This window comes from Colwellia sp. BRX10-4, assembly GCF_014077465.1.
GTDB lineage: Bacteria > Pseudomonadota > Gammaproteobacteria > Enterobacterales > Alteromonadaceae > Colwellia_A.
The window spans coordinates 24801-45569 of record NZ_JACGVZ010000023.1; the positions used below are offsets into that span (position 1 = coordinate 24801).

18 protein-coding genes are annotated in these 20769 nt (G+C 38.3%); 10 read left to right on the forward strand and 8 right to left on the reverse strand.

The genetic code is table 11. The features are described 5' to 3' along the window. The first annotated feature begins 24 nt into the window (after window positions 1–24). The 4 genes from H4J67_RS15775 (at window position 25) to upp (ending at window position 3374) form a co-directional block, all read left to right on the forward strand. Window positions 25–1269: a NupC/NupG family nucleoside CNT transporter gene (locus H4J67_RS15775; protein WP_182173845.1), complete on the forward strand. Its 1245-nt coding sequence runs from the start codon at window positions 25–27 to the stop codon at window positions 1267–1269. A gap of 24 nt (window positions 1270–1293) precedes the next feature. Then, on the forward strand, window positions 1294–2067 hold the full coding sequence (gene deoC / locus H4J67_RS15780; protein WP_182173842.1) for a deoxyribose-phosphate aldolase: 774 nt from the start codon (window positions 1294–1296) through the stop codon (window positions 2065–2067). 24 nt (window positions 2068–2091) lie between these two features. Next, window positions 2092–2667: a thymidine kinase gene (locus tag H4J67_RS15785; RefSeq protein ID WP_182173839.1), complete on the forward strand. Its 576-nt coding sequence runs from the start codon at window positions 2092–2094 to the stop codon at window positions 2665–2667. Window positions 2668–2747: 80 nt separating this feature from the next. Further along, complete coding sequence (upp, locus tag H4J67_RS15790) at window positions 2748–3374, forward strand: uracil phosphoribosyltransferase (RefSeq protein WP_182173836.1); 627 nt, start codon at window positions 2748–2750, stop codon at window positions 3372–3374. Window positions 3375–3463: 89 nt separating this feature from the next. Here upp and deoA read toward each other — a convergent pair whose 3' ends face one another. From deoA to H4J67_RS15805, 3 genes are all read right to left on the reverse strand, one after another. Then, entirely contained in the window at window positions 3464–4765 is a 1302-nt protein-coding gene (gene deoA / locus H4J67_RS15795; RefSeq protein WP_182204301.1) for a thymidine phosphorylase, read from the reverse strand. A gap of 12 nt (window positions 4766–4777) precedes the next feature. Further along, window positions 4778–5197 carry a cytidine deaminase gene (locus H4J67_RS15800; RefSeq protein WP_070373562.1) on the reverse strand — a complete coding sequence of 140 codons (420 nt, stop codon included), beginning with the start codon at window positions 5195–5197 and terminating at the stop codon, window positions 4778–4780. Window positions 5198–5357: 160 nt separating this feature from the next. Further along, on the reverse strand, window positions 5358–8498 hold the full coding sequence (locus tag H4J67_RS15805; protein WP_182204303.1) for a TonB-dependent receptor domain-containing protein: 3141 nt from the start codon (window positions 8496–8498) through the stop codon (window positions 5358–5360). 673 nt (window positions 8499–9171) lie between these two features. Between H4J67_RS15805 and H4J67_RS15810 the strand changes: the two genes are divergently transcribed. The 4 genes from H4J67_RS15810 to H4J67_RS15825 all read left to right on the forward strand — a co-directional run bounded on the left by H4J67_RS15810 (window position 9172) and on the right by H4J67_RS15825 (window position 13380). After that, window positions 9172–9804 carry a TetR/AcrR family transcriptional regulator gene (locus H4J67_RS15810; RefSeq protein WP_182204305.1) on the forward strand — a complete coding sequence of 211 codons (633 nt, stop codon included), beginning with the start codon at window positions 9172–9174 and terminating at the stop codon, window positions 9802–9804. Window positions 9805–9859: 55 nt separating this feature from the next. Further along, window positions 9860–11041, forward strand: coding sequence for an endonuclease/exonuclease/phosphatase family protein (locus tag H4J67_RS15815; protein WP_182204306.1), 1182 nt, complete (start codon window positions 9860–9862; stop codon window positions 11039–11041). Between the two features lie 28 nt (window positions 11042–11069). Beyond that, on the forward strand, window positions 11070–12473 hold the full coding sequence (locus H4J67_RS15820; protein ID WP_182204308.1) for an alkaline phosphatase: 1404 nt from the start codon (window positions 11070–11072) through the stop codon (window positions 12471–12473). Window positions 12474–12981: 508 nt separating this feature from the next. Then, window positions 12982–13380, forward strand: coding sequence for a type II toxin-antitoxin system HicB family antitoxin (locus H4J67_RS15825; protein ID WP_182173813.1), 399 nt, complete (start codon window positions 12982–12984; stop codon window positions 13378–13380). Window positions 13381–13642: 262 nt separating this feature from the next. Here H4J67_RS15825 and bioD read toward each other — a convergent pair whose 3' ends face one another. Genes bioD through bioB form a run of 4 tightly spaced genes read right to left on the reverse strand, consistent with a single transcriptional unit; the run spans window position 13643 to window position 17331 of the window. Continuing rightward, window positions 13643–14332, reverse strand: coding sequence for a dethiobiotin synthase (bioD, locus tag H4J67_RS15830; protein ID WP_182173810.1), 690 nt, complete (start codon window positions 14330–14332; stop codon window positions 13643–13645). After that, on the reverse strand, window positions 14325–15110 hold the full coding sequence (gene bioC / locus H4J67_RS15835) for a malonyl-ACP O-methyltransferase BioC (RefSeq protein ID WP_182173807.1): 786 nt from the start codon (window positions 15108–15110) through the stop codon (window positions 14325–14327). Before bioC ends, bioD begins: the two co-directional genes overlap by 8 nt. Then, window positions 15110–16249 carry an 8-amino-7-oxononanoate synthase gene (locus H4J67_RS15840; protein WP_182204309.1) on the reverse strand — a complete coding sequence of 380 codons (1140 nt, stop codon included), beginning with the start codon at window positions 16247–16249 and terminating at the stop codon, window positions 15110–15112. The genes bioC and H4J67_RS15840 overlap by 1 nt, the downstream gene beginning before the upstream one ends. 35 nt (window positions 16250–16284) lie before the next feature. Next, complete coding sequence (gene bioB / locus H4J67_RS15845; RefSeq protein ID WP_070373554.1) at window positions 16285–17331, reverse strand: biotin synthase BioB; 1047 nt, start codon at window positions 17329–17331, stop codon at window positions 16285–16287. Between the two features lie 111 nt (window positions 17332–17442). Between bioB and bioA the strand changes: the two genes are divergently transcribed. Next, window positions 17443–18744 (forward strand): adenosylmethionine--8-amino-7-oxononanoate transaminase, encoded by a 1302-nt coding sequence (gene bioA / locus H4J67_RS15850; protein WP_182204311.1) that lies wholly within the window; start codon window positions 17443–17445, stop codon window positions 18742–18744. 139 nt (window positions 18745–18883) lie between these two features. Here bioA and H4J67_RS15855 read toward each other — a convergent pair whose 3' ends face one another. Next, on the reverse strand, window positions 18884–19057 hold the full coding sequence (locus H4J67_RS15855; RefSeq protein ID WP_182204313.1) for a hypothetical protein: 174 nt from the start codon (window positions 19055–19057) through the stop codon (window positions 18884–18886). 302 nt (window positions 19058–19359) lie between these two features. Here H4J67_RS15855 and asnS point away from each other — a divergent pair, with 302 nt between their 5' ends. After that, window positions 19360–20760: an asparagine--tRNA ligase gene (gene asnS / locus H4J67_RS15860; protein ID WP_070373551.1), complete on the forward strand. Its 1401-nt coding sequence runs from the start codon at window positions 19360–19362 to the stop codon at window positions 20758–20760. Window positions 20761–20769: the final 9 nt, after the last annotated feature.

The window sequence follows — 20769 nt, forward strand, 5'->3', positions numbered from 1 at the left end:
AATAAAAAATATTAAGGGGTATGTATGGATTTTGCTGCATTTAGAGGGGTAATAGGCATATTTGTTTTATTAGCCATTGCCTATGGAATTTCTAAAAGTAGAAAGGACATTAATTTACGTACGGTAGGTTTTGCATTTTTGCTACAACTATTACTCGGTGCGTTTGTTTTATATGTCCCTTTTGGCAAAGACGTATTGACCACGATTACTTCAAGCGTTCAAAGTGTTATTGATAGTGCTAAGGTCGGTATTAACTTCCTCTTTGGTGGCTTAGGCACAGATGCTATGTACGATAATGGTGTTGGTTTTGTTTTTGCTGTGCGTGTTTTACCTAATATTATTTTCTTTTCTTCGTTAATCGCCGTACTTTATTATCTGGGTATTATGCAGTGGGTTATAAAAATTATTGGTGGTAGTTTACAAAAACTCTTACAAACCAGTAAACCTGAGTCACTATCAGCGACTGCCAATATCTTTGTTGGCCAAACAGAAGCGCCCTTAGTTGTTCGACCTTACATTGCTAAAATGACTCAGTCTGAACTATTCGCCATTATGGTTGGTGGCTTAGCCTCTGTTGCAGGTTCTATTATGGCGGGTTATGCGGGTTTAGGCATAGAGCTTAAATACCTAATAGCGGCGTCGTTTATGGCGGCACCAGGTGGCTTACTCATGGCTAAAATCATTTGCCCTGAAACAGAGCCTGAAAAAATTGTTCAAGACTCCGTAGACTTTGATGAAGGCGATGAAAAGCCTGCTAATGTTATTGATGCTGCTGCATCTGGCGCGGCATCTGGGTTAAAACTTGCGGTTAATGTGGGTGCGATGTTATTAGCTTTTATTGCTTTAATTGCTCTCCTGAATACGATTGTTGGTGGTATTAGTGGTTTGTTTGGATTCGATAATATTACCATCGAACTTATTTTAGGCTACGTGTTTGCTCCTTTCGCTTTCATTATTGGTGTACCGGTTAATGAAATGCTACAAGCAGGCAGTTTTATTGGCCAAAAAATTGTGGTCAATGAATTTTTTGCTTATGTTAATTTCGTTGAAATTAAAGATACACTTTCACCGGTAACCCAAGCCATCGTCACCTTTGCATTGTGTGGCTTTGCTAACTTATCTTCCATCGCAATCTTGTTAGGTGGTATTGGTTCAATGGCACCTAGTCGCCGACGTGATATCGCGCGGCTTGGCATGCATGCTATGTTAGCGGCGACCTTAGCTAATTTAATGAGCGCAGCTATTGCTGGCGTATTCATTTCTTTATAAATAATTGATAGGAAAATAAACGTTATGTCTGACCTTAAAGCCATCGCTCAACGCGCACTTTCGTTAATTGATTTAACAAGTTTAACCGACAGTGAAACAGAAGAAGAAATTATAACCTTGTGTCGACAGGCAAATTCTATTGGTGGCGTTACTGCTGCTATCTGTATTTTTCCTCGCTTTGTGCCGTTGGCAAAAAAGACGTTAAAGGCGCAACAAACACCACAGATAAAAATTGCTACCGTCACTAACTTCCCACACGGTAATGATGATATAGATATCGCATTAGCCGAAACACAAGCCGCTGTCGCATACGGCGCAGACGAAGTCGATTTAGTTTTTCCTTACCGAGCGCTAATGGCGGGTAATGAGGCCATTGGTTTTGATATGGTCAAAGTGTGTAAACAAGCTTGTGGTGAATTTGCTAAGTTGAAAGTAATTATTGAAACGGGTGAGCTTAAATCACCCGCGTTGATTGAACAAGCCAGTGAAATTGCGATTAATGCTGGTGCTGACTTTATCAAAACCTCAACGGGGAAAGTAGCGGTAAATGCAACACCAGAAGCCGCACAAATTATGCTTGAAGTGATAAAAAACAAAAATACCAATGTTGGTTTTAAGCCCGCTGGTGGTGTTAAAAACGTAGAAGATGCAGCCGTTTATCTTACTTTAGCCGATAGTATCTTAGGCAGTGAGTGGGCTGATAATAATCACTTTCGTTTTGGTGCAAGTAGCTTACTTAACAGTTTACTTGACACACTAGGACACAGCACAGAAAATACCTCAGCAACTAACTACTGATCTCCTTTGATAAAGAAGTAACTCATGGCACAACTGTATTTTTATTATTCATCAATGAATGCGGGTAAATCTACACATTTGCTGCAATCGTCTTATAATTATCGAGAGCGCGGTTTAACTACCGCAATTTATACGGCGCAAATTGATGACAGATTTGCTAAAGGTAAAGTCGCTTCACGCTTAGGTATAGATGCAGATGCTTTCTTATTTGATGATAGCATCAATATGTTTATAGAAATAAAAGATAAACATCAAGCGGCTAAAATTGATTGTGTGCTGATTGATGAAGCACAGTTTTTGTCAACCGAACAAGTTAAGCAGTTAACAGATGTAGTCGATCTCTTACATATTCCCGTATTAGCCTACGGAATAAGAACTGACTTTCTTGGTGAAACTTTTTCAGGCAGTGCTGCCCTACTTGCTTGGGCCGATAAGTTAGTCGAGTTAAAAACAATTTGCCATTGTGGTCGCAAAGCTAATTTTGTTATCAGACAAGATGAAAATGGTGTACCCGTAAAAGTAGGTCAACAAGTAGAAGTGGGCGGCAATGAACGTTATGAGCCGTTATGCAGAGCCCATTTTAAGCAATTGGTCTGGTAAGTATCTAGATTAAAGTACTTATTGCTAACAATATATTCAGCTAAACTTCCTCTATCCTTTAAAAAAACAAGGAATATTCCATGTCAGTTTTTGAAAGTTCTCATCCATTGGTTAAACACAAAGTCAGTTTACTACGCGATAATAATATTTCAGTTAAAGCCTTTCGAGAGTTAACCAAAGAGATATCAATGTTATTAACGGTTGAGGCGACTCAAAACCTTAGTATTAAAAATATCCCATTAACTTGTTGGTCTGGCGAAATTTCAGTGCCAACTCTTGCTGATAAACAACCCACACTGGTACCAATTTTACGTGCCGGCTTAGGTATGCTTGAAGGCGCACTGTCAATACTGCCGTGTGCAAAAATAAGTGTTGTCGGTATACAGCGTAATGAAGACACATTAGCGCCAGAAAGTTACTATGAGAATATTATCTCTGATATAGAAAGTCGAACAGCAATTATTATTGATCCTATGCTAGCGACTGGCGGCACAGCATTAGCAACCATAGATTTATTAAAGGCGTCGGGATGTAAAACAATCATTGCACTATTTTTGGTCGCTGCGCCTGAAGGTATAAAATTGCTTGAGGATGCTCATCCGGATGTCATGTTAACGATTGGTGTAATAGATGAGAAACTTAACGAACAAGGTTATATTTTACCGGGTCTGGGCGATGCCGGAGATAAAATCTTTGGTACGTTGTAATTAATACGGCGTGCTAACTAATCACTTTTTTAATAAGTGATTAGTTAGCAAGATATTACCTATATCGGCATTGTCTATAACGGCTTTATTTAATAAATAACCGGTGGTAATTCAGGGCTATCTTCAGAATAAGTGATCGCCTGTTTAAATTGCTCTGCGGCTAACAGCGCTGAATTTTCATCTTTGGCATGTACACGAGCAATGACTTCTCCACTATTGACCTGAACTCCAAGCGGTAAAATTCTATCGAAGCCAACACTATGGTTAACTTTTTGTTTTGGCGCTGCTCTACCGCCACCTAATCCCACCACTGACATACCAATATCTCGAGTGTTCATTTGAGCTAAATAGCCATGTTGACTGGCTTTAACTTCCATAATAATGGCCGCTTTATTCATTGAGCCCCATGGGTTTTCAACAAAATCTTTTGGCCCACCTAACGCCGCTATCATACGCTCAAATATCTCAGCTGCTTTACCTGAATGAAGGGCTTTGTCAATTTTAAGGTAAGCGGTTTGCTCATCGCTGGCTAAGCCCGAATTCACAAGCATCGCACAGGCTAATGTTTTAACAACTTTATGTAAACGAGGTTCGCGTTGTTTACCCGTCAAATATTTAGCGGTTTCATACATTTCAATGGCATTACCGGCACTGGTGCCTAATACCTGATTCATGTCAGTAATGATCGCTTGAGTCTTAACCCCTGCACCATTGGCGACACTAGAAATGCTATCAGCAAGTGCTTTAGCATCTTCAAGAGATGACATCATCGCGCCATTACCCACTTTGACATCCATCACTAAAGTATCAAGACCTGCTGCAAGTTTTTTAGATAAAATTGAAGCGGTTATCAGTGGAATAGATTCAACTGTCGCAGTGACATCACGAATACCATAAAGGCGTTTATCTGCTGGCGCTAAATTATCTGTTTGAGAAATAATGGCTACGCCCACGTCTTTAACAATACGCTTAAACTCGCTAATTGTAGGTTCTACATTAAAACCAGCAATACTTTCTAATTTATCTGATGTACCTCCGGTATGCCCTAACCCTCTCCCTGAGATCATCGGCACATAAGCGCCACACGCAGAAACAATCGCCGCTAACATAAAGCTGACTTTATCACCTACGCCACCCGTAGAGTGTTTATCAACGATGGGGGCATCATAGCCCTCCCAAGAGAGCACATCACCCGAGTTCATCATCGCGGTGGTGAGCGTTACTTTTTCTTCAACCGATAATCCTTGCTGAAAAATTGCCATCGCCATTGCACCGACTTGGCTGTCAGAAAAGTTACCATCAACTAAACCATTAACAAAATCGTGAATTTGGCTTTGATTAAGGATTTTACCATCGCGCTTAGTGCGAATAATTTCTTGGGGTAATATCATTGATGGATATCCTTAAATGTCCAATAAATATTTTGGCGTAAAAGCATCAGGTAAAAGCTCAGCGACACTCCACACTTGTTGTTTGTCTTTGTGATTAAACGCTATCACAGGTGCTGATTGCTCAAAAAACTCAGCAATAACCTGTCGGCAAGCACCACACGGAGGTGTCATTTTTTCTTGCTCGGTATAAATAACGATCATTTGAAAGCTTTGCTCACCCTTTATCACGGCATGGCTTATGCAATTACGTTCTGCACAGACAGTTAAACCGTAAGAGGCATTTTCAACATTACAGCCTTGGACAATCGTACCGGAAGTGGTTAAAGCCGCAGCACCGACATGAAACTTACTATAAGGCGCATAAGCTTTTAAATAAGCTTCTTTAGCGGCTACTTTTAATTCTGCAGGTATTTCTATGGTATTTTTATTCATTATTGTAAAAATTCAAGAGTAATGTAGACCTGTGAGAATACCATAGCTGACCAAGTGGTCAAGTAATGCATTTAAGGTATCACTTACTCGGCTAATTTTTTTGTAAAAAAAAGCCCTTTAGTAAACTAAAGGGCCTATATTTCAATAAATTACAGTGTGGTTAGAACTTGTAGCTAACACCCACTTTTATACGCCATGCAGAATCAGTCGTATAAAATTTATTGTCTGCGTAACTACCATCATCATTTTGTGAGATAGAACGGCCATATACATATTGTCTTGTTGCTGGGTCAACAGTAAATTCAACTAACTCTTGAGTACCAAAGTCGCTTCCGTATACTTTACCTTTGCTGCTATCTACAAGATTTAATAGATTATCAACCGTTAAGTAAACCATACCTTTGTGGCCTTCTTTAAACCCTGGGATTTCTTGACGAATGCTTAAATCAAGTGTTGTTACCCATGGTGTAGTTATTACGCCTTTTGGTAAGTAACCACCGGCATATTTATCTAAACCTAAGTCGTTAATCGCTTCAAAGAAGTTAGCTTCATTTTCCGCTGAAGTGAAAACAACGTTAGTATCACCTGGTGTAGGAATATAAGGTAGGAACGAATCGTTAGTAGTACCTGGGCTTATTAAGCCATAAGGGTCGCGACCAGGGCCACTTCTTCCATCTACGTCATTACCGTCAGCATAGAAAGTAACTGGCTTGCCTGAACGGCGTTCGAAGAACAAGTTGATGTTAGTTTTGTAACCTGCAACAAATTCAGTTTCATAACCTAAGTTAACAACAAATCTGTGTTCTGTTTCAAAACCAGAACGACCGACTACAGCGTCATTACGGTTAATCGTCGTATTAAAACCATAGTTACTGCCAGCTGTTGCACTTGCACTTGTGTGTGCATCAGTTACATCTTGGTTAGTGTATGACGTTGTTAATCTAACACCACTGTCCCAATCTTTGTTCAAAACAACGCTGAAGATTTTAGAACGACCATCTTTACCAGCATTTGTTAACATTAAGTCAGAAATTGAGCCATCGGCATCATCATAGATAGTACGACCGCCATCTGCTGTCGTGCCATCTTCGTCACCGAACAAACTTGCGTCTTGCCAAAAAGCAGTATTTTCTGACTTTTTGTATAAATATTCTGTGGTTAATAAAAAGTCTTCACCTAATACCGGAATATCAAAGCGGTAATCAAGAGCTATCTGGTAGCGCCAATCAGAAGGTAAGTCAAAGTTTGGATCAACAAAGTTTGTGCCAGCAAATGTGCTTGAATTAGCTACTGTGTCCTTATCTTCTTGACGTGGACCGCTAATATCTACATTTTCAAAGGTACCGTTTTCAAAAACTTCACCGATTCCAACGCCAGGGTTTGAATAAGAGTTAGATACCCAAACTGTTGGTTGACCACCAGAATAACGACCAACACCACCGCGAACGATAAGGTCATCACTTGCATCCCACTTAATACCAAAGCGTGGTAAGAAAATACCCGTGCCGTCTAAGTTTTCAGTATTGTCAAAACCTGTACGTGCTTTAGATTGTTCGTTATAGATAGGTGTGTCGCTAGACGCTAACATTTCGTATCTTAAACCCATGTCGATAGTAATATCGTCATTGAACATCCATTCATCTTGAATGTAAAAAGCATGCTCGTCACGTACAAATGAAGCAGCTGCGTCATTTGCATCTAAGCTAGTTGCATTTTTGTAGATAACTCTGTTTGCCACTTTATCTTCAAAGTCGTCAATACTACCAAAACGGTAATCGCCTTTGGTACTTTGTAAAAACAAGTTAAAAATGTCTAAACGTTTAAACTGGTAACCAAAACTTAAACTGTGATCGCCCACTAAGTAATCACCGTCTAAAGACATAATAAAAGTCTTTTTACGTAAATCGTTAGAATGGCGAGAGTGATCTGCACCAATTGCGATATCACCAGATTCAGCTTGAATAACGGTGTCAGAGTAATCACCTAATGAAGCTTGAGTCGTTGGGTTATCAAGGTAAGTTAGGCTAAGTTGTGTTGAAAAATCGTCATTCCAATCAGAATAAAGTTTAAACGCGTAGTTGTTTAATTCTTCTGTTCTGTCATACCAATGTGATGATAAACGTAATTCGCGACCAAAACTAGACTGGTTACGTGTACTGTTACCTTTAGTATATTGGTAAGTAAACGCTGAACGATGATCATCGTTAATGTTCCAATCGAGTTTCAACAATAATTTTTCATCGTCAACTTTAGGAGTTAAATCCCATTCGCCTGGCTCTACGCCGTAGACTTCACGAGCAATTCTTTGTACTTCTAAAACATCAGCAACGTTGGCATCAGCAGAGTTAGGTACGTTAGCGCCATCTGGTCCCCACTCAATAGTTGATGTTGCTTCGTAATATTCGTATGAAGCGAAGAAAAATAATTCATCTTCAATAATAGCGCCACCAAGGGTTGCACCAAAAGTTGTTTCATCAAAATCTAATGGCGCTTCGTCTGTACCATTTTTAGGTGTGCCGGCCATGCCGTCATTTTGAGTTTCATAAAAGAATGAACCTGATAACTCGTTGGTACCTGATTTTGTTACTGCGTTAATTTTAGCGCCTTGGAAGCCGCTGTCTTTTGCATTGAAAGGAGTAACATCGATAGTGACCTGTTCAATCGCGTCAAGAGAAATAGGTGAACGCGTTGTAGGGTAACCATTGGCATTCAGACCAAAGTCATCATTTTGGCTAATACCGTCAACACTGATGCTGTTAAATCTTGGGTTAGTACCGGCAACACTTAACTCGCCATCTTTAGAAGATAAAACGGCAAGTGGGTTGTTACGAACAATATCTTTAATATCACGGTCGAAACTTGGAGCATTAACAATATCATCTGCACCAAAATAACTGTTGCTACCAATATTATTAGAAAAAATCTTGCTACCTGTTACAGAAATACGTTCAACATCGTCTGCAGCTTCAAGTTTTGCATTTAAACGAAAGGTATCACCTAGTGTTAAAAAGATATCTCTGTAAACAGTAACACCTTTTTCGCCAGTGATTTTAATCGTGTAAGGACCGCCTACGCGAAGACCTTTACTTGAAAAATTACCTGCGTCGTTAGAAGTGGTAAGCGTTTTTGTGCCTGAAGGTTCGTGGATAATTTCAATTTTTGCGTTAACTGAAATAGCACCCGCTGAATTTTCAATACTACCTCGAATAGCGGAGGAGGTATCGTTTGCCATAGCAGAAGTCGATAAGCCAAGTGCAAAAATAACTGCACTTGAAATAAGTGAGAGACGTTGAGTGTTCATCGGTTATTCCTTGATTACGTTTTTTAAGTGTTTACGAATTATTTTTTTTAGCAACCAAAAAACCTAACCAGTTGCTCTGTTTTTAATTTCGGATGAAATTAGACCAGATTTTTATTACACTTTCATTACATATTTTCAGAGTTTTTGAAATTCAAATAGTATTTGTTAGTGATGGCAAAAAAAACAATCAAAAAAGTATAATAAAAAGCCATAATAAACAACAAGATGCGCTACAAGTTTATGACTATCATTTATATTGATAGCGAAGATACCTCTTATATAAGATATTGTTATCTATAAGTGGATTTAAGGCTTTTTAGTTATAAGTAAAATGAGTCAATTAAGATAAAAAACAAACCATAATAAACAATTAACCATATATACATAGCCTTAAGCCTATTAACACCGATTATTTAACTCAAATAGCTATGCAGAGAAATTAAAAACATCAACTAAAGCACTAAAGTTCCCTTTCATATAAATGGCTAAACATTTATAGTAGAATTTCATTGAAAAATGGCATTTAGTGACTTAAATCAATGATAAAATAAAGATAAGTATAACAAACCATAAAAGTTAACTATTTGGTCAACAGATAGTAAAAAAGTAAAATTATAATAACAATTTAACTTAAAAATGTTTTATTTATGCATTTTAAATATTGAGCAACTTAATGAAAAATAACAAAGAAATAAAAAAAACAGGGAATATTCGCGCACTAAGCCAACACAAGATTTTAATAGCGGCTAGTACAGAATTTGTTTTACAAGGGTATAAAGGCGCTACGGTGCAATCAATCGCCGATAGAGCAAGCCTACCTAAGGCTAATATACTTTATTATTTCAAAAATAAAGAAAATATATACCATGCCGTACTAGAACATACCCTACAAATGTGGGACGAAGGTATTGGTGATATAAATCCTGATGATGGTCCTAAAGCAGCTATTGAAAAATTTATTGAAGCAAAAGTAAGAATGTCTTTTAAGCACCCTGAATCTTCAAAAATATATGCCATGGAGATTATTCAAGGTGCACAGCATTTGAAAGATTTTGCACGTACCTATCAAAGAAAGTGGGTAAGAGAGAAAGCACAACTATTTCAGCAATGGATAGATAATGGTGAAATGCGCGATGTTAACCCGACTCATCTAATATTTCTTATTTGGTCAGCAACGCAACACTATGCCGATTTTGAAACACAAATTTTAACGATTATGAATAGGGCTGATTACGAAGATGAGGATGTCGAAGATGTTATCGCTTTTCTAACTGACATGATTTTACGTGGCTGCGGTTTACACTAACGTTGACATAATCATCGACATTTAACTTATTACTTTAATATTAGCGCTAACTTATATGAGCACAACACAAGCACAGCCTCTTAAAATAGCAACCTTTAATGTAAGTATGGAGGCTTTAAACTATCAGTCTGCGCTAAGTTCTGGGGCAACTAATATTTCAAATAACACCCTGCAAATAGCCATAGACAGTGATCATCAACAAATTAAAAATATTGCAGAAATTATTCAGCGTAATAACCCAGATATTCTTTTACTGAATGAATTTGATAATCAAGATAATAGCGATAATAACCACCACCACGCCCTAAAATCTTTTATTAAACGTTATTTGAACAAAAGCCAAAATGGGCAAAAAGAAATTGATTTTCCTTATTTTTATCAAGGAGCCGTTAATACGGGTGTCAATTCAGGCTACGATCTAGATGGCGACGGTAAACGAGGTGTTTTGCCGGGTGATGGTTTTGGTTACGGACATTTTCCAGGTCACTTTGGTATGGTTCTCTTGTCAAAATACCCGATTAATATTGCCGATATTCGTACCTTTCAATACTTTAAGTGGCGAGATATGCCTAACGCCCTACAACCTTTCGATCCTAAAACCTCGACATCTTGGTTTAGTGATGAAGCTTGGGAAAATATGCGTTTATCTTCTAAATCTCATTGGGATATCCCGATTGAGGTTAATGACCAAGTCGTTCATATTTTAGCAAGCCACCCTACACCACCGATATTTGATGGTCCAGAAAATAGAAATGCTAAACGTAATCATGATGAAATTTGTTTTTGGGATGATTACATCTCACCGGAAAAATCAGCATACATTTATGATGACAAGGGTCAAAAAGGAGGTTTAACATCCTGTGGACCTTTTGTTATTCTCGGTGATCTTAATGCGTCTAATGTTGAGGGTGATGCGTTAAATTCGGCCATATCAAGCTTACTAAACAATGATAAAATTCAAGATGCATTGCCCCAAAGTGAAGGGGGAAAACGACACAGTCAAAATAACGCACATGCAAAGTATCATACGGCCTCTTGGCGAATGAGAGCCGATTACGCGTTACCATCAAAGTCTGGGCTAGCTATTGAAAAGTCAGGCGTTTACTGGCCAACAGAAAACGAAGAGACTTTTAGGTTAATAAAAAACAGATCAGCATCTTCCGATCACCGTATGGTATGGATTGACCTATTACTGAAGACTAAAGCGTTATCTAAAATTATCACCAACCCTTATTAATTATTAACACTTATACAAGAAGATAAAAATGAAAAAACTCCTATCTGCTGTTAGCATCGTACTTGCATTAACAGCCTGTCAAACGATTGATAATGACTCAACAGCAATGCTTGTAAATGCAGAGACTGCTAAGAAAATGCCTTCACCAAAAAACATCATTATGGTGATAGCCGATGGTATGGGTCCCGCTTATACAACATCCTACCGATACTTTAATGATGACCCAACAACTGACATTGTAGAAGAAACAGTATTTGACCGTTTACTTGTTGGCTCGGTTAGTACTTACCCGGCAAGTGTTTCTGGTCTTGTTACTGATTCAGCTGCTGGTGCTACTGCACTTGCTACGGGTTATAAAACTTATAACGGCGCAATTGCTTTAGACGTGAATAAAAACAGCGTTGAAACTGTACTTGAATTTGCCAAAAAACAAGGCAAAAAAACAGGTGTTGTCGTCACATCACAAATAAATCATGCGACCCCGGCTGGATATTTAACACATAATGAAAGCAGAAATAATTATAATGCCATTGCTGATAGCTATATAGATAAGGGTATAAAAGCAGATGTTTATTTTGGCGGAGGCTGGAAATACTTTATACGTGAAGACAGAAATTTAATTGAAGAATTTAAAGCGTCAGGGTTTCAGTATATTGATAACTACAATGCCTTAAACACACTTAAACCAGAGATGCCTGTTATTGGTCTTTTTGATGATACTGGTTTACCGTCAGCCCAAGATGATAGTGACCCATATCGATTATCCGCCATGACTAAAGTTGCAATTAAACAACTAGAAAATAGTAAAGGTTATTTTATGCTCGTTGAAGCTAGTCAAATAGATTGGGCTGGCCACTCTAATGATATAGCAACAGCGATGGCTGAAATGTCAGATTTAGCTAAAACGATGGAGTACTTAGAAGAGTACGTAAAACAAAACCCTGATACGTTAGTTATATTAACAGCTGATCACAGTACGGGTGGTTTAACCGTTGGTGCACGTGGCAAGTATGAGTGGCACCCTGAAGTTTTACGTACAATGAAAAGTTCGCCAAGCGTAATTGCTAAACAGTTAGCTAACAACCCAGTAACACAACAGGGATTAAGTCAATTACTTAACTTCGATGTAACAAATAATGAAGTTGAACAAATTGAAGCGGCGAAAATATTTGCAGTTGAGGAAATCGCCACTTACAAATCACTTGATGAACAAGAAAAACTAAAGACTAAAGAACCCACCATGAATAACATCATAGCAAGTGCAATTAAAAACATTATAGATATTAGAACAAACACTGGCTGGACATCAGGTGGCCACACCGCAATTGATGTTCCTTTACATACACTAGGTAAAAGCAGTGAAGTCTTAAAGGGCAAGGTTGATAATACCGACATTGCTAAACAAATATTTTTATTGCTCGGTAAAAAGTAACGTCCTACTTTAATAATATAACAACGGCTAATGAAAATTAGCCGTTTTTTTTGTGCTTAAAAACTACTCTCCCTGATATAAAAACCCTTTATCTCATCAGTAAATATTTTGTTGATTAAACGTTTATCCATGCCTTTACTACCTTACTTTATGTGGATAATTCAGCTAGAAAGAATAGCTAAAAATCCTTTGTTGTTTGTTAATCTCCTTCAAACAACTTAATCATAGTAACCCCAAACCCCCTTTATTAGCTTCGTTAAAGCATTCTTGCCTATCTATAACGATATAATTTAACTCGTTATCACTTTCCTTATTTATAAAGATTCTAGTGATAAGTGACCAATCACTTCACACCAACAGTAGGGTTATTAGGGTTGCTGACACTGGAAGTTGCAGGGTTATTGGGGTTGCTATTCTGTTTAGGTGGGGGTTGTTGGGGTTATTAATTTGTTGCTATATGGAGTTGCTGGGGTTACACTTAAATGCATTAATTAAAGAGGTAATAACAATGAAATACCCTATCGCATTAAAGAAAATAATTGGCGTTGAAAACTACAAAACATACGTTCCTGACTTACCCGGTTGTGTAGGTAATGGTGAGAGTATTGATGTCTCTTTAAACAATATTAATGACAGTATCGCTGCACATCTTTCTATATTGGCCGAATATGGTGAAGCCATTCCACACGCTACAACGATTGAAAATCATCTAACAGCCTACCCAAATGTTATTTGGTGTATTCTTGATATCGACATAACACCCTATCTAGGGAAAAGTCATAAAATCAATGTCACCTTACCGGAGTTGTTGATCAAACAAATTGATAACCGAGTCAGTAAGTCTTCAACTTATAAAACACGTTCCGGCTTTATCGCAAGTGCGTGTATCACTGAGTTAAATAAATAAGAGTTTCCCTGAGTTATTATTTAAAAGTTTAGGGAAAAATAAGAAAGAGTAAGACTTAACAAGGTTCATGGTGATGAACGCTGTAAGATTAGTTGTAAGGATTATTAAAGGAAGTGCTTTAAATTGATCAGCGTTTCTTATCGGTAGACTTTTTTCGTAACGATAAAAGCCTGATAATTATCTATTAACAAACTAAGCAATAAATCAGTTAAGGCACTCACTTATTGCTTGTTCTATCTGTAATTTAAAGTAAAGCTAGCAGCTAAAGCCGCGCCGTTATCGACGATAAATTAACGTTTGAACTGGCTTTATTGATATCTGTTTCAAAACCGAGTTGAGCAATCATTGGAACTGGAATAAGTGTTCTGAGTTCTGCTATATTTTCAGCGAGATAATTCATTGGCTCAACGCAGTTTGCTACCCAACCAATACAATCAAGACCATCGGCTACTATCGCTTCATAGGTGAGAACCGCATGATTTAAACACCCTAGTTTCATATTCACCACCAATATTACCTGCTGTTTTGTTTGCTGTACAAACTCAGATAAAAATATACCTTTACCTAAAGGTAATCGCCAACCCCCTGCACCTTCAGTGATAACAATATCGCAAGCCCGAGCAATAATACGCTCGTAACCCACATTTATATCAGCGAGTTTAATGTCAACATTCATTAAATTAGCGGCGATGTGTGGCGCTATTGCCAGTTCAAATGCAATAGGGTTAATTTCACTAATACCTTGTCCACAGTTTGCTTGCTGCAACAATAATTGTGCATCTTCATTAACCAGAATTTCACCTTGTGCGGCATGTTTAAGCTCACAGCCTGCAGATATAGGTTTAAACACAGCAACTTGATAATCTTTTTTAACTAAGGCTGCGGTGAGTATTTGCGCAAAATAGGTTTTTCCAGCATCAGTATCTGTAGCAGTAATAAATATTTTAAGCATTTAATTTCACCATCATTGCAGAATACACCTTATAAGTCGCCGGATAAATACCACTAGGCTCTTGAAAGTCTTGATAGCTATTAGTCATCTTTTGCCATTTATCTTTACCCGCTAAACCCTTACCTTGCTGTTTAGGGACATGATTTGCGCCTAGCCCTTTCAGTTCTCGCGCTAGATGTATAACATTTTGATATTCTAACACTAGGTCTTGAGTTTTTTGCTCAAGTAATTTACATGAGGACTTACCAAAAGTAACTTTTAGGTCAGCATGTGTTTTAAAGTCAATCACGTGCTGTTCATCATCGACTTGTGCCCAAGATGATTTTAATTCATGTAATGTGCCATCGAGTAAGGTGGAAAATATAAACAATCCTCCTGGTTTGAGTACGCGTAAAATTTCTTCTATAATATCATCGAGTGGATCACACCACTGAATAACCAAATTAGAATAAATAACATCAATGGAGTTGGCTTGAAAAGGCAGGTAATACGCATCAGCTTCTAACCAGCAAATTTCCTTACTGCGGTTTTCTTGAGCAAAAGCCAGCATTTTAGCAGAGATATCAACGCCAATAGTTTGCTGGAATTTACTGGCAAGAATGTCAGTAAAAAAACCGGTACCAGAGCCTAAGTCAACGACGGTGAGATCTGAACGGTTGGGTAATAAAGACATTAAGTGCTTACCCGTATAGCGTTGTAGTCGCGATGAAATATCATACGACTGACTCGCTAAGCCAAATGACTTAGCTATTTTAATTCTGTTTAATACTTCAGGCATTAACGTAAAACCTCATTCAAACAATTAGCTAAGTAATTGATATCGCATTCTTTATGGTTGGCCGTAATGGTAACGCGTAACCTTGAGCTGTTTTTAGCAACCGTTGGTGGGCGTATCGCGGTTAGCCAAATACCTTTGTTTTTCAAATGTTGACATATTTCTAGAGTTCTTGTTTCACTGCCAATAACAATAGCGTGAATAGAAGAGGATGACGGAATTATTGTTATTTGACTATTAAGCTTAGTTGATAAAAGCGCGCTCAATTCAAAAATATTATCTCTGCGCCAAGACTCTTTTTGAGCAAGCTTGATGCTGGTTTTTGTCGCCCAAGCAACGGCGGGGGAAATCGCGGTTGAATAAATATAATGACGAGAAAAATTGACTAAGTAATCATAAACATCTTCATCACAAGCGATAAATGCACCACTAGTGGCTAAAGCTTTACCAAAAGTTGCCATTACTATATCGACCTGACCAAAGCTACTACTGCCCTGACCGGCCTGACCAATAATACCAATACTGTGTGCATCATCCATGTAAAGCATAGCTTGTTGCTGCTGAGCAATCATAATTAACTGGCTAACGTCTGCACGATCGCCATCCATGCTAAAGATACCTTCAGAAATAATGAGTTTATTGTCAACAGGACTTTTCGCTAAATATTGTTCAAGTTGCTGATGATTATTGTGTAAATATCGCTTCACTGAAGCTTCACTAGCCAGAGCACCATCAATTAAAGAAGCGTGACTTAACTTGTCTAAAAAAAATTGGCAGTCTTTTTTACCCAAGGCTTGTAATACACCAGAATTAGCCGTAAAACCACTACTATAAAGTAAGCAGCGTGGTTTATTTAACCACTGACAAACTTCATCTTCTAAGGCTTGGTGTGCATAATGAAAACCGGTAATTAAACTCGAAGCGCTTGCGCAACTGCCGTATTTATCGACACCTTCTTGCCAGGCTTTATTTATTAAAGGATGGTGATTTAAGCCGAGATAATCATTAGAAGAAAAATTTAAATAGCGTTTTCCTGCAACAACCACCTCTCGGCCATTTTGCTCGCTTATACATTGGCGTTGGCGATATTGTGATTTTTCTTTTTGCTGAGCGACTTGCTCAGCAATAAAGTTAAAAGACATAAATTTCAGCTTGGCTCTTGATCAGTAAATAAACGTTAAAGCGCAGCGTCGTAAAAAAGTTCTTTATTTTGCTGATTGACAACGGCAGTCGTTATTTTCTGCTCGGTCTCAATATCATCGGTGGCCACTGTTTCTGTGTTAATGCCCAATTTTGCAAATAACTGCATATCTTTATTGGCTTCAGGGTTGCCTGTAGTTAACAACTTACAACCGTAGAATATTGAGTTGGCACCGGCTAAGAAACACATTGCTTGCATTTGCTCGTTCATTGCATCGCGCCCAGCTGATAAACGCACATGGCTTTTAGGCATCATAATACGTGCAACGGCTATACAACGAACAAAATCAAAAGCTTCTAAATCGTCAACATCTGCAAGTGGTGTTCCGGCAATTTTTACCAGCATATTAATTGGAACACTTTCAGGATGTTTAGGTAAGTTGGCCAATTGTGCTAAGAATGACGCTCTGTCTTGAGCATTTTCACCTAAACCAACAATACCACCACTACAAACTTTCATTCCCGAATCACGGACATTTTGCAGTGTATCTAATCGGTCTTGATAGCTGCGTGTGGTAATAATAGAGTTATAATGTTCAGGAGAAGTATCTAGGTTGTGGTTATAATAATCTAACCCGGCTTCTTGTAATTCATCGGCTTGACCTCCGTTAATCATGCCTAATGTCATACAGGTTTCTAAGCCAAGTGCTTTAACACCTTTGACCATTTCTAATACAAAGGGCATGTCACGAGCTTTTGGATTTCTCCAACCTGCCCCCATACAAAAACGTGTTGACCCCTGGTCTTTCGCTACCTTTGCTGCTTCTAATACTTTTTCAACTTCCATCAAACGTTCTTTTTGAACATCAGTATTATAGCGTGCACTTTGCGAGCAATATTTACAATCTTCAGGACAAGCACCTGTTTTAATTGACAATAAGGTACTAACTTGTACTTCATTAGGATTAAAGTGTTCACGATGAACGGTTTGAGCTTGAAACATAAGGTCACTAAAAGGTCGAGCAAACAATGCTTCCACTTCTGCTATTGACCAATCATGACGAGGTATATTCGTTTGTGACATGTGAAACCTTTACTGTAAAATGTAAATGTGAAATTGCATCGCTAAATATTAGCAGGTAATCTATACGCCAGTCATTAATTGTCAACATAAAAAACATAGCAAGCTTTACATATGAATAAAAAACACACAGATTTAATCGATTTTGATAAGAAACATGTTTGGCATCCTTACACATCGATGTCAAACCCTCTGCCTTCCTACTTAGTTGAATCGGCCAAGGGCGTTTATATAAAGTTAGCGACGGGTGAAGAACTTGTTGATGGTATGTCGTCTTGGTGGTCTGTTTTACACGGCTATAATCATCCAAAATTAAATCAGGCGCTTGTTGATCAAACACAAAAGATGGCACATGTTATGTTTGGGGGGTTAACGCATGAACCCGCTATTAATTTGTGTAAAAAGCTCATTGAGATCACACCAGAGCCGCTGCAAAAAGTTTTTTTATCTGACTCTGGCTCTGTATCGGTAGAAGTTGCCATAAAAATGTCATTACAGTATTGGCACAGTCAGGGCAAAAGTGAAAAGCATAAATTATTGACCGTTAAAAATGGTTATCATGGTGATACTTTTGCCGCGATGTCGGTATGCGATCCGGTTAATGGTATGCATCAAATTTTTGAAAGTGTATTAATGAAAAACATTTTCGCACCTGCGCCACAGTGTGATTTTTATCAACCTTGGGATAGCGCTGAGTTAGCGCCTTTAAAAGCCCTATTTGCACAACACCATAATGATATTGCCGCCTTTATTATTGAACCTATTGTCCAAGGTGCTGGTGGTATGCGTTTTTATCATCCTGAGTATTTAAAAGCCTGTCGCGCCTTATGTACCCAATATCAGGTGTTATTTATTGTTGATGAAATTGCTACGGGTTTAGGCCGTACAGGAAAATTGTTTGCTTGTCACTGGGCGGATATTAGTCCTGACATTATGTGTTTAGGAAAAACCCTGACCGGCGGTTATATGACCCTGGCAGCAACATTGTGTACGCAAGAAATCGCAAAGACCATCAGTGATGGAGAAGCCGGATGTTTTATGCACGGCCCAACGTTTATGGCTAATCCGCTGGCTTGTGCGGTAGCAAATGCAAGTCTAGATCTTTTGGCAACAGGAGAATGGCAACAGCAAGTGAGTTTTATTGAAGATTATTTAACGCGACACTTATTAGTGTTAAATCAACATTCAAGAGTAAAAAATGCCCGCGTCTTAGGCGGTATAGGTGTGGTAGAAACAAGGGTTGCTGTTAATATGGCAAAGATACAAAAAAGATTTGTTGAATTGGGTGTCTGGATCAGACCGTTTGGTAAGCTTATTTATATTATGCCGCCTTTTATCAGTGATGAACGGGCTTTAGCGAAACTTGTTAAGGCAATAAGCACGGTACTCGATGAACAGCAGTGTTTTGAAGATTAATCGACACTGATTAGCTGCTAAGTAAAACGGCATAGAATTATTAATAACCTTACGCCAAGTTAAGTTTCACTAATATGTAGATGGCCCAAGCAACCGTTATGGTAATTAGCAGGACGATATTAAAATGCTTACTGTCTTGTTATCTTCTAGTGCGATAATGATCGACAACCAAACAAAGGTAACTACAAAGTGCACTGACCCAAAGCACGATATATAAATAGCCCGTTAATGGCGTTAACCAAAATTCTCTTATTTCAATATTTCTAAAGCGCAATAAACCATAATCTTGCTCTGGTGCGGCATAAAAAGACATAACAATAGCAAAAATGAATAATATCCATCCGCTTAATGCCAAAGTCCGGCTTAACAGGACCCAAAACCTGTTGAATGTCGCCTGTTTTTTAATCCCAATATCATTGATTCAAACCCTCTAAAGTCAATATTACTGTTTTTTGTTTTTATATAGACAGGATTAGCAACTTTTACTTGTTAAACACCGCAGTAAAGGTAACATATCACACCTTAAAGTTAGTGCAAATAAATTCAGTATTCTACTCTGGGTCTGTGCACCGGCAAAATCTATGACAATAATTTAATAAAGAAAAGAGGTTGATAATGTCAGTTATCTCAATCACTGATGTACTTGCTGGTAAGTACCCAGTAAGTGAAGCAGTTACAGTACACGGATGGATCCGCACTCGCCGTGATTCTAAAGCAGGTATTTCATTCCTAGCGGTTCATGATGGATCATGTTTTGATGCGATTCAAGCTATCGCACCCAGTGATCTCGATAATTATCAATCAGAAATATTAAAATTGACTACGGGTGCTTCTGTAAAAGTCACCGGTATTTTGGTTGAGTCTCCGGGCCAAGGCCAATCTTTTGAAATTCAGGCAACTAAGGTAGAGATACTTGGATTGGTTGATGATCCTGATACCTATCCTATGGCAGCTAAACGTCACAGTATTGAATTTTTACGAGAGCAAGCTCATCTGCGTGCTCGTACTAATATGGGCGGAGCTGTTGCTCGTGTTCGTAATACGTTAGCTCAAGCGGTTCATCGCTTTTTACACAGTAAAGGTTACTTCTGGATCAGCACGCCGTTAATTACTGGCTCAGATTGTGAAGGCGCTGGCGAAATGTTCCGTGTGAGTACGCTTGATATGGAAAACTTACCTCGCACCGATAAAGGTAATGTTGATTACGCTAAAGATTTTTTTGGTAAAGAAACTTTCTTAACCGTTTCAGGTCAATTGAACGTTGAGACTTATGCATGTGCCCTTTCAAAGGTTTATACTTTTGGACCGACCTTTCGTGCTGAAAACTCTAACACAACACGTCACCTTGCAGAATTTTGGATGATTGAACCAGAAATCGCTTTTGCTGATTTGTCTGATGCTGCTGACCTAGCAGAAGAAATGCTAAAATATGTCTTCCAAGCTGTGCTTGATGAACGTAGTGATGACATGAATTTCTTCCAACAGCGTATTGATAAAACAGTTATTGACCGTATGAATTCTGTTATTAATAATGATTTTGTCCGTTTAGATTACACTGACGCTATTACAATATTAGAAAATTGTGACAAGAAATTTGAAAATAAAGTAGCTTGGGGTGTTGATCTTAATTCAGAGCACGAGCGTTACTTAGCCGAAGAACATTTTAATGGCCCCGTCGTGTTACAAAATTACCCTAAAGATATTAAATCATTTTACATGCGCCTAAATGATGATGGCAAAACTGTTGCTGCTATGGATATCTTAGCACCAGGCATTGGCGAAATTATTGGTGGTAGCCAACGTGAAGAACGTCTTGATGTACTTGATGCGCGTTTAGCCGAAATGAATTTAAACCAAGATGATTACAGTTGGTATCGAGACTTACGTCGTTACGGCACTGTTCCTCATTCAGGTTTTGGTTTAGGTTTTGAACGTTTAGTGGCTTATGCTACCGGTATGCAAAACGTTCGTGACGTAATTCCTTTCCCAAGAACGCCAAACAACGCTGCGTTCTAGGCTAAGAAT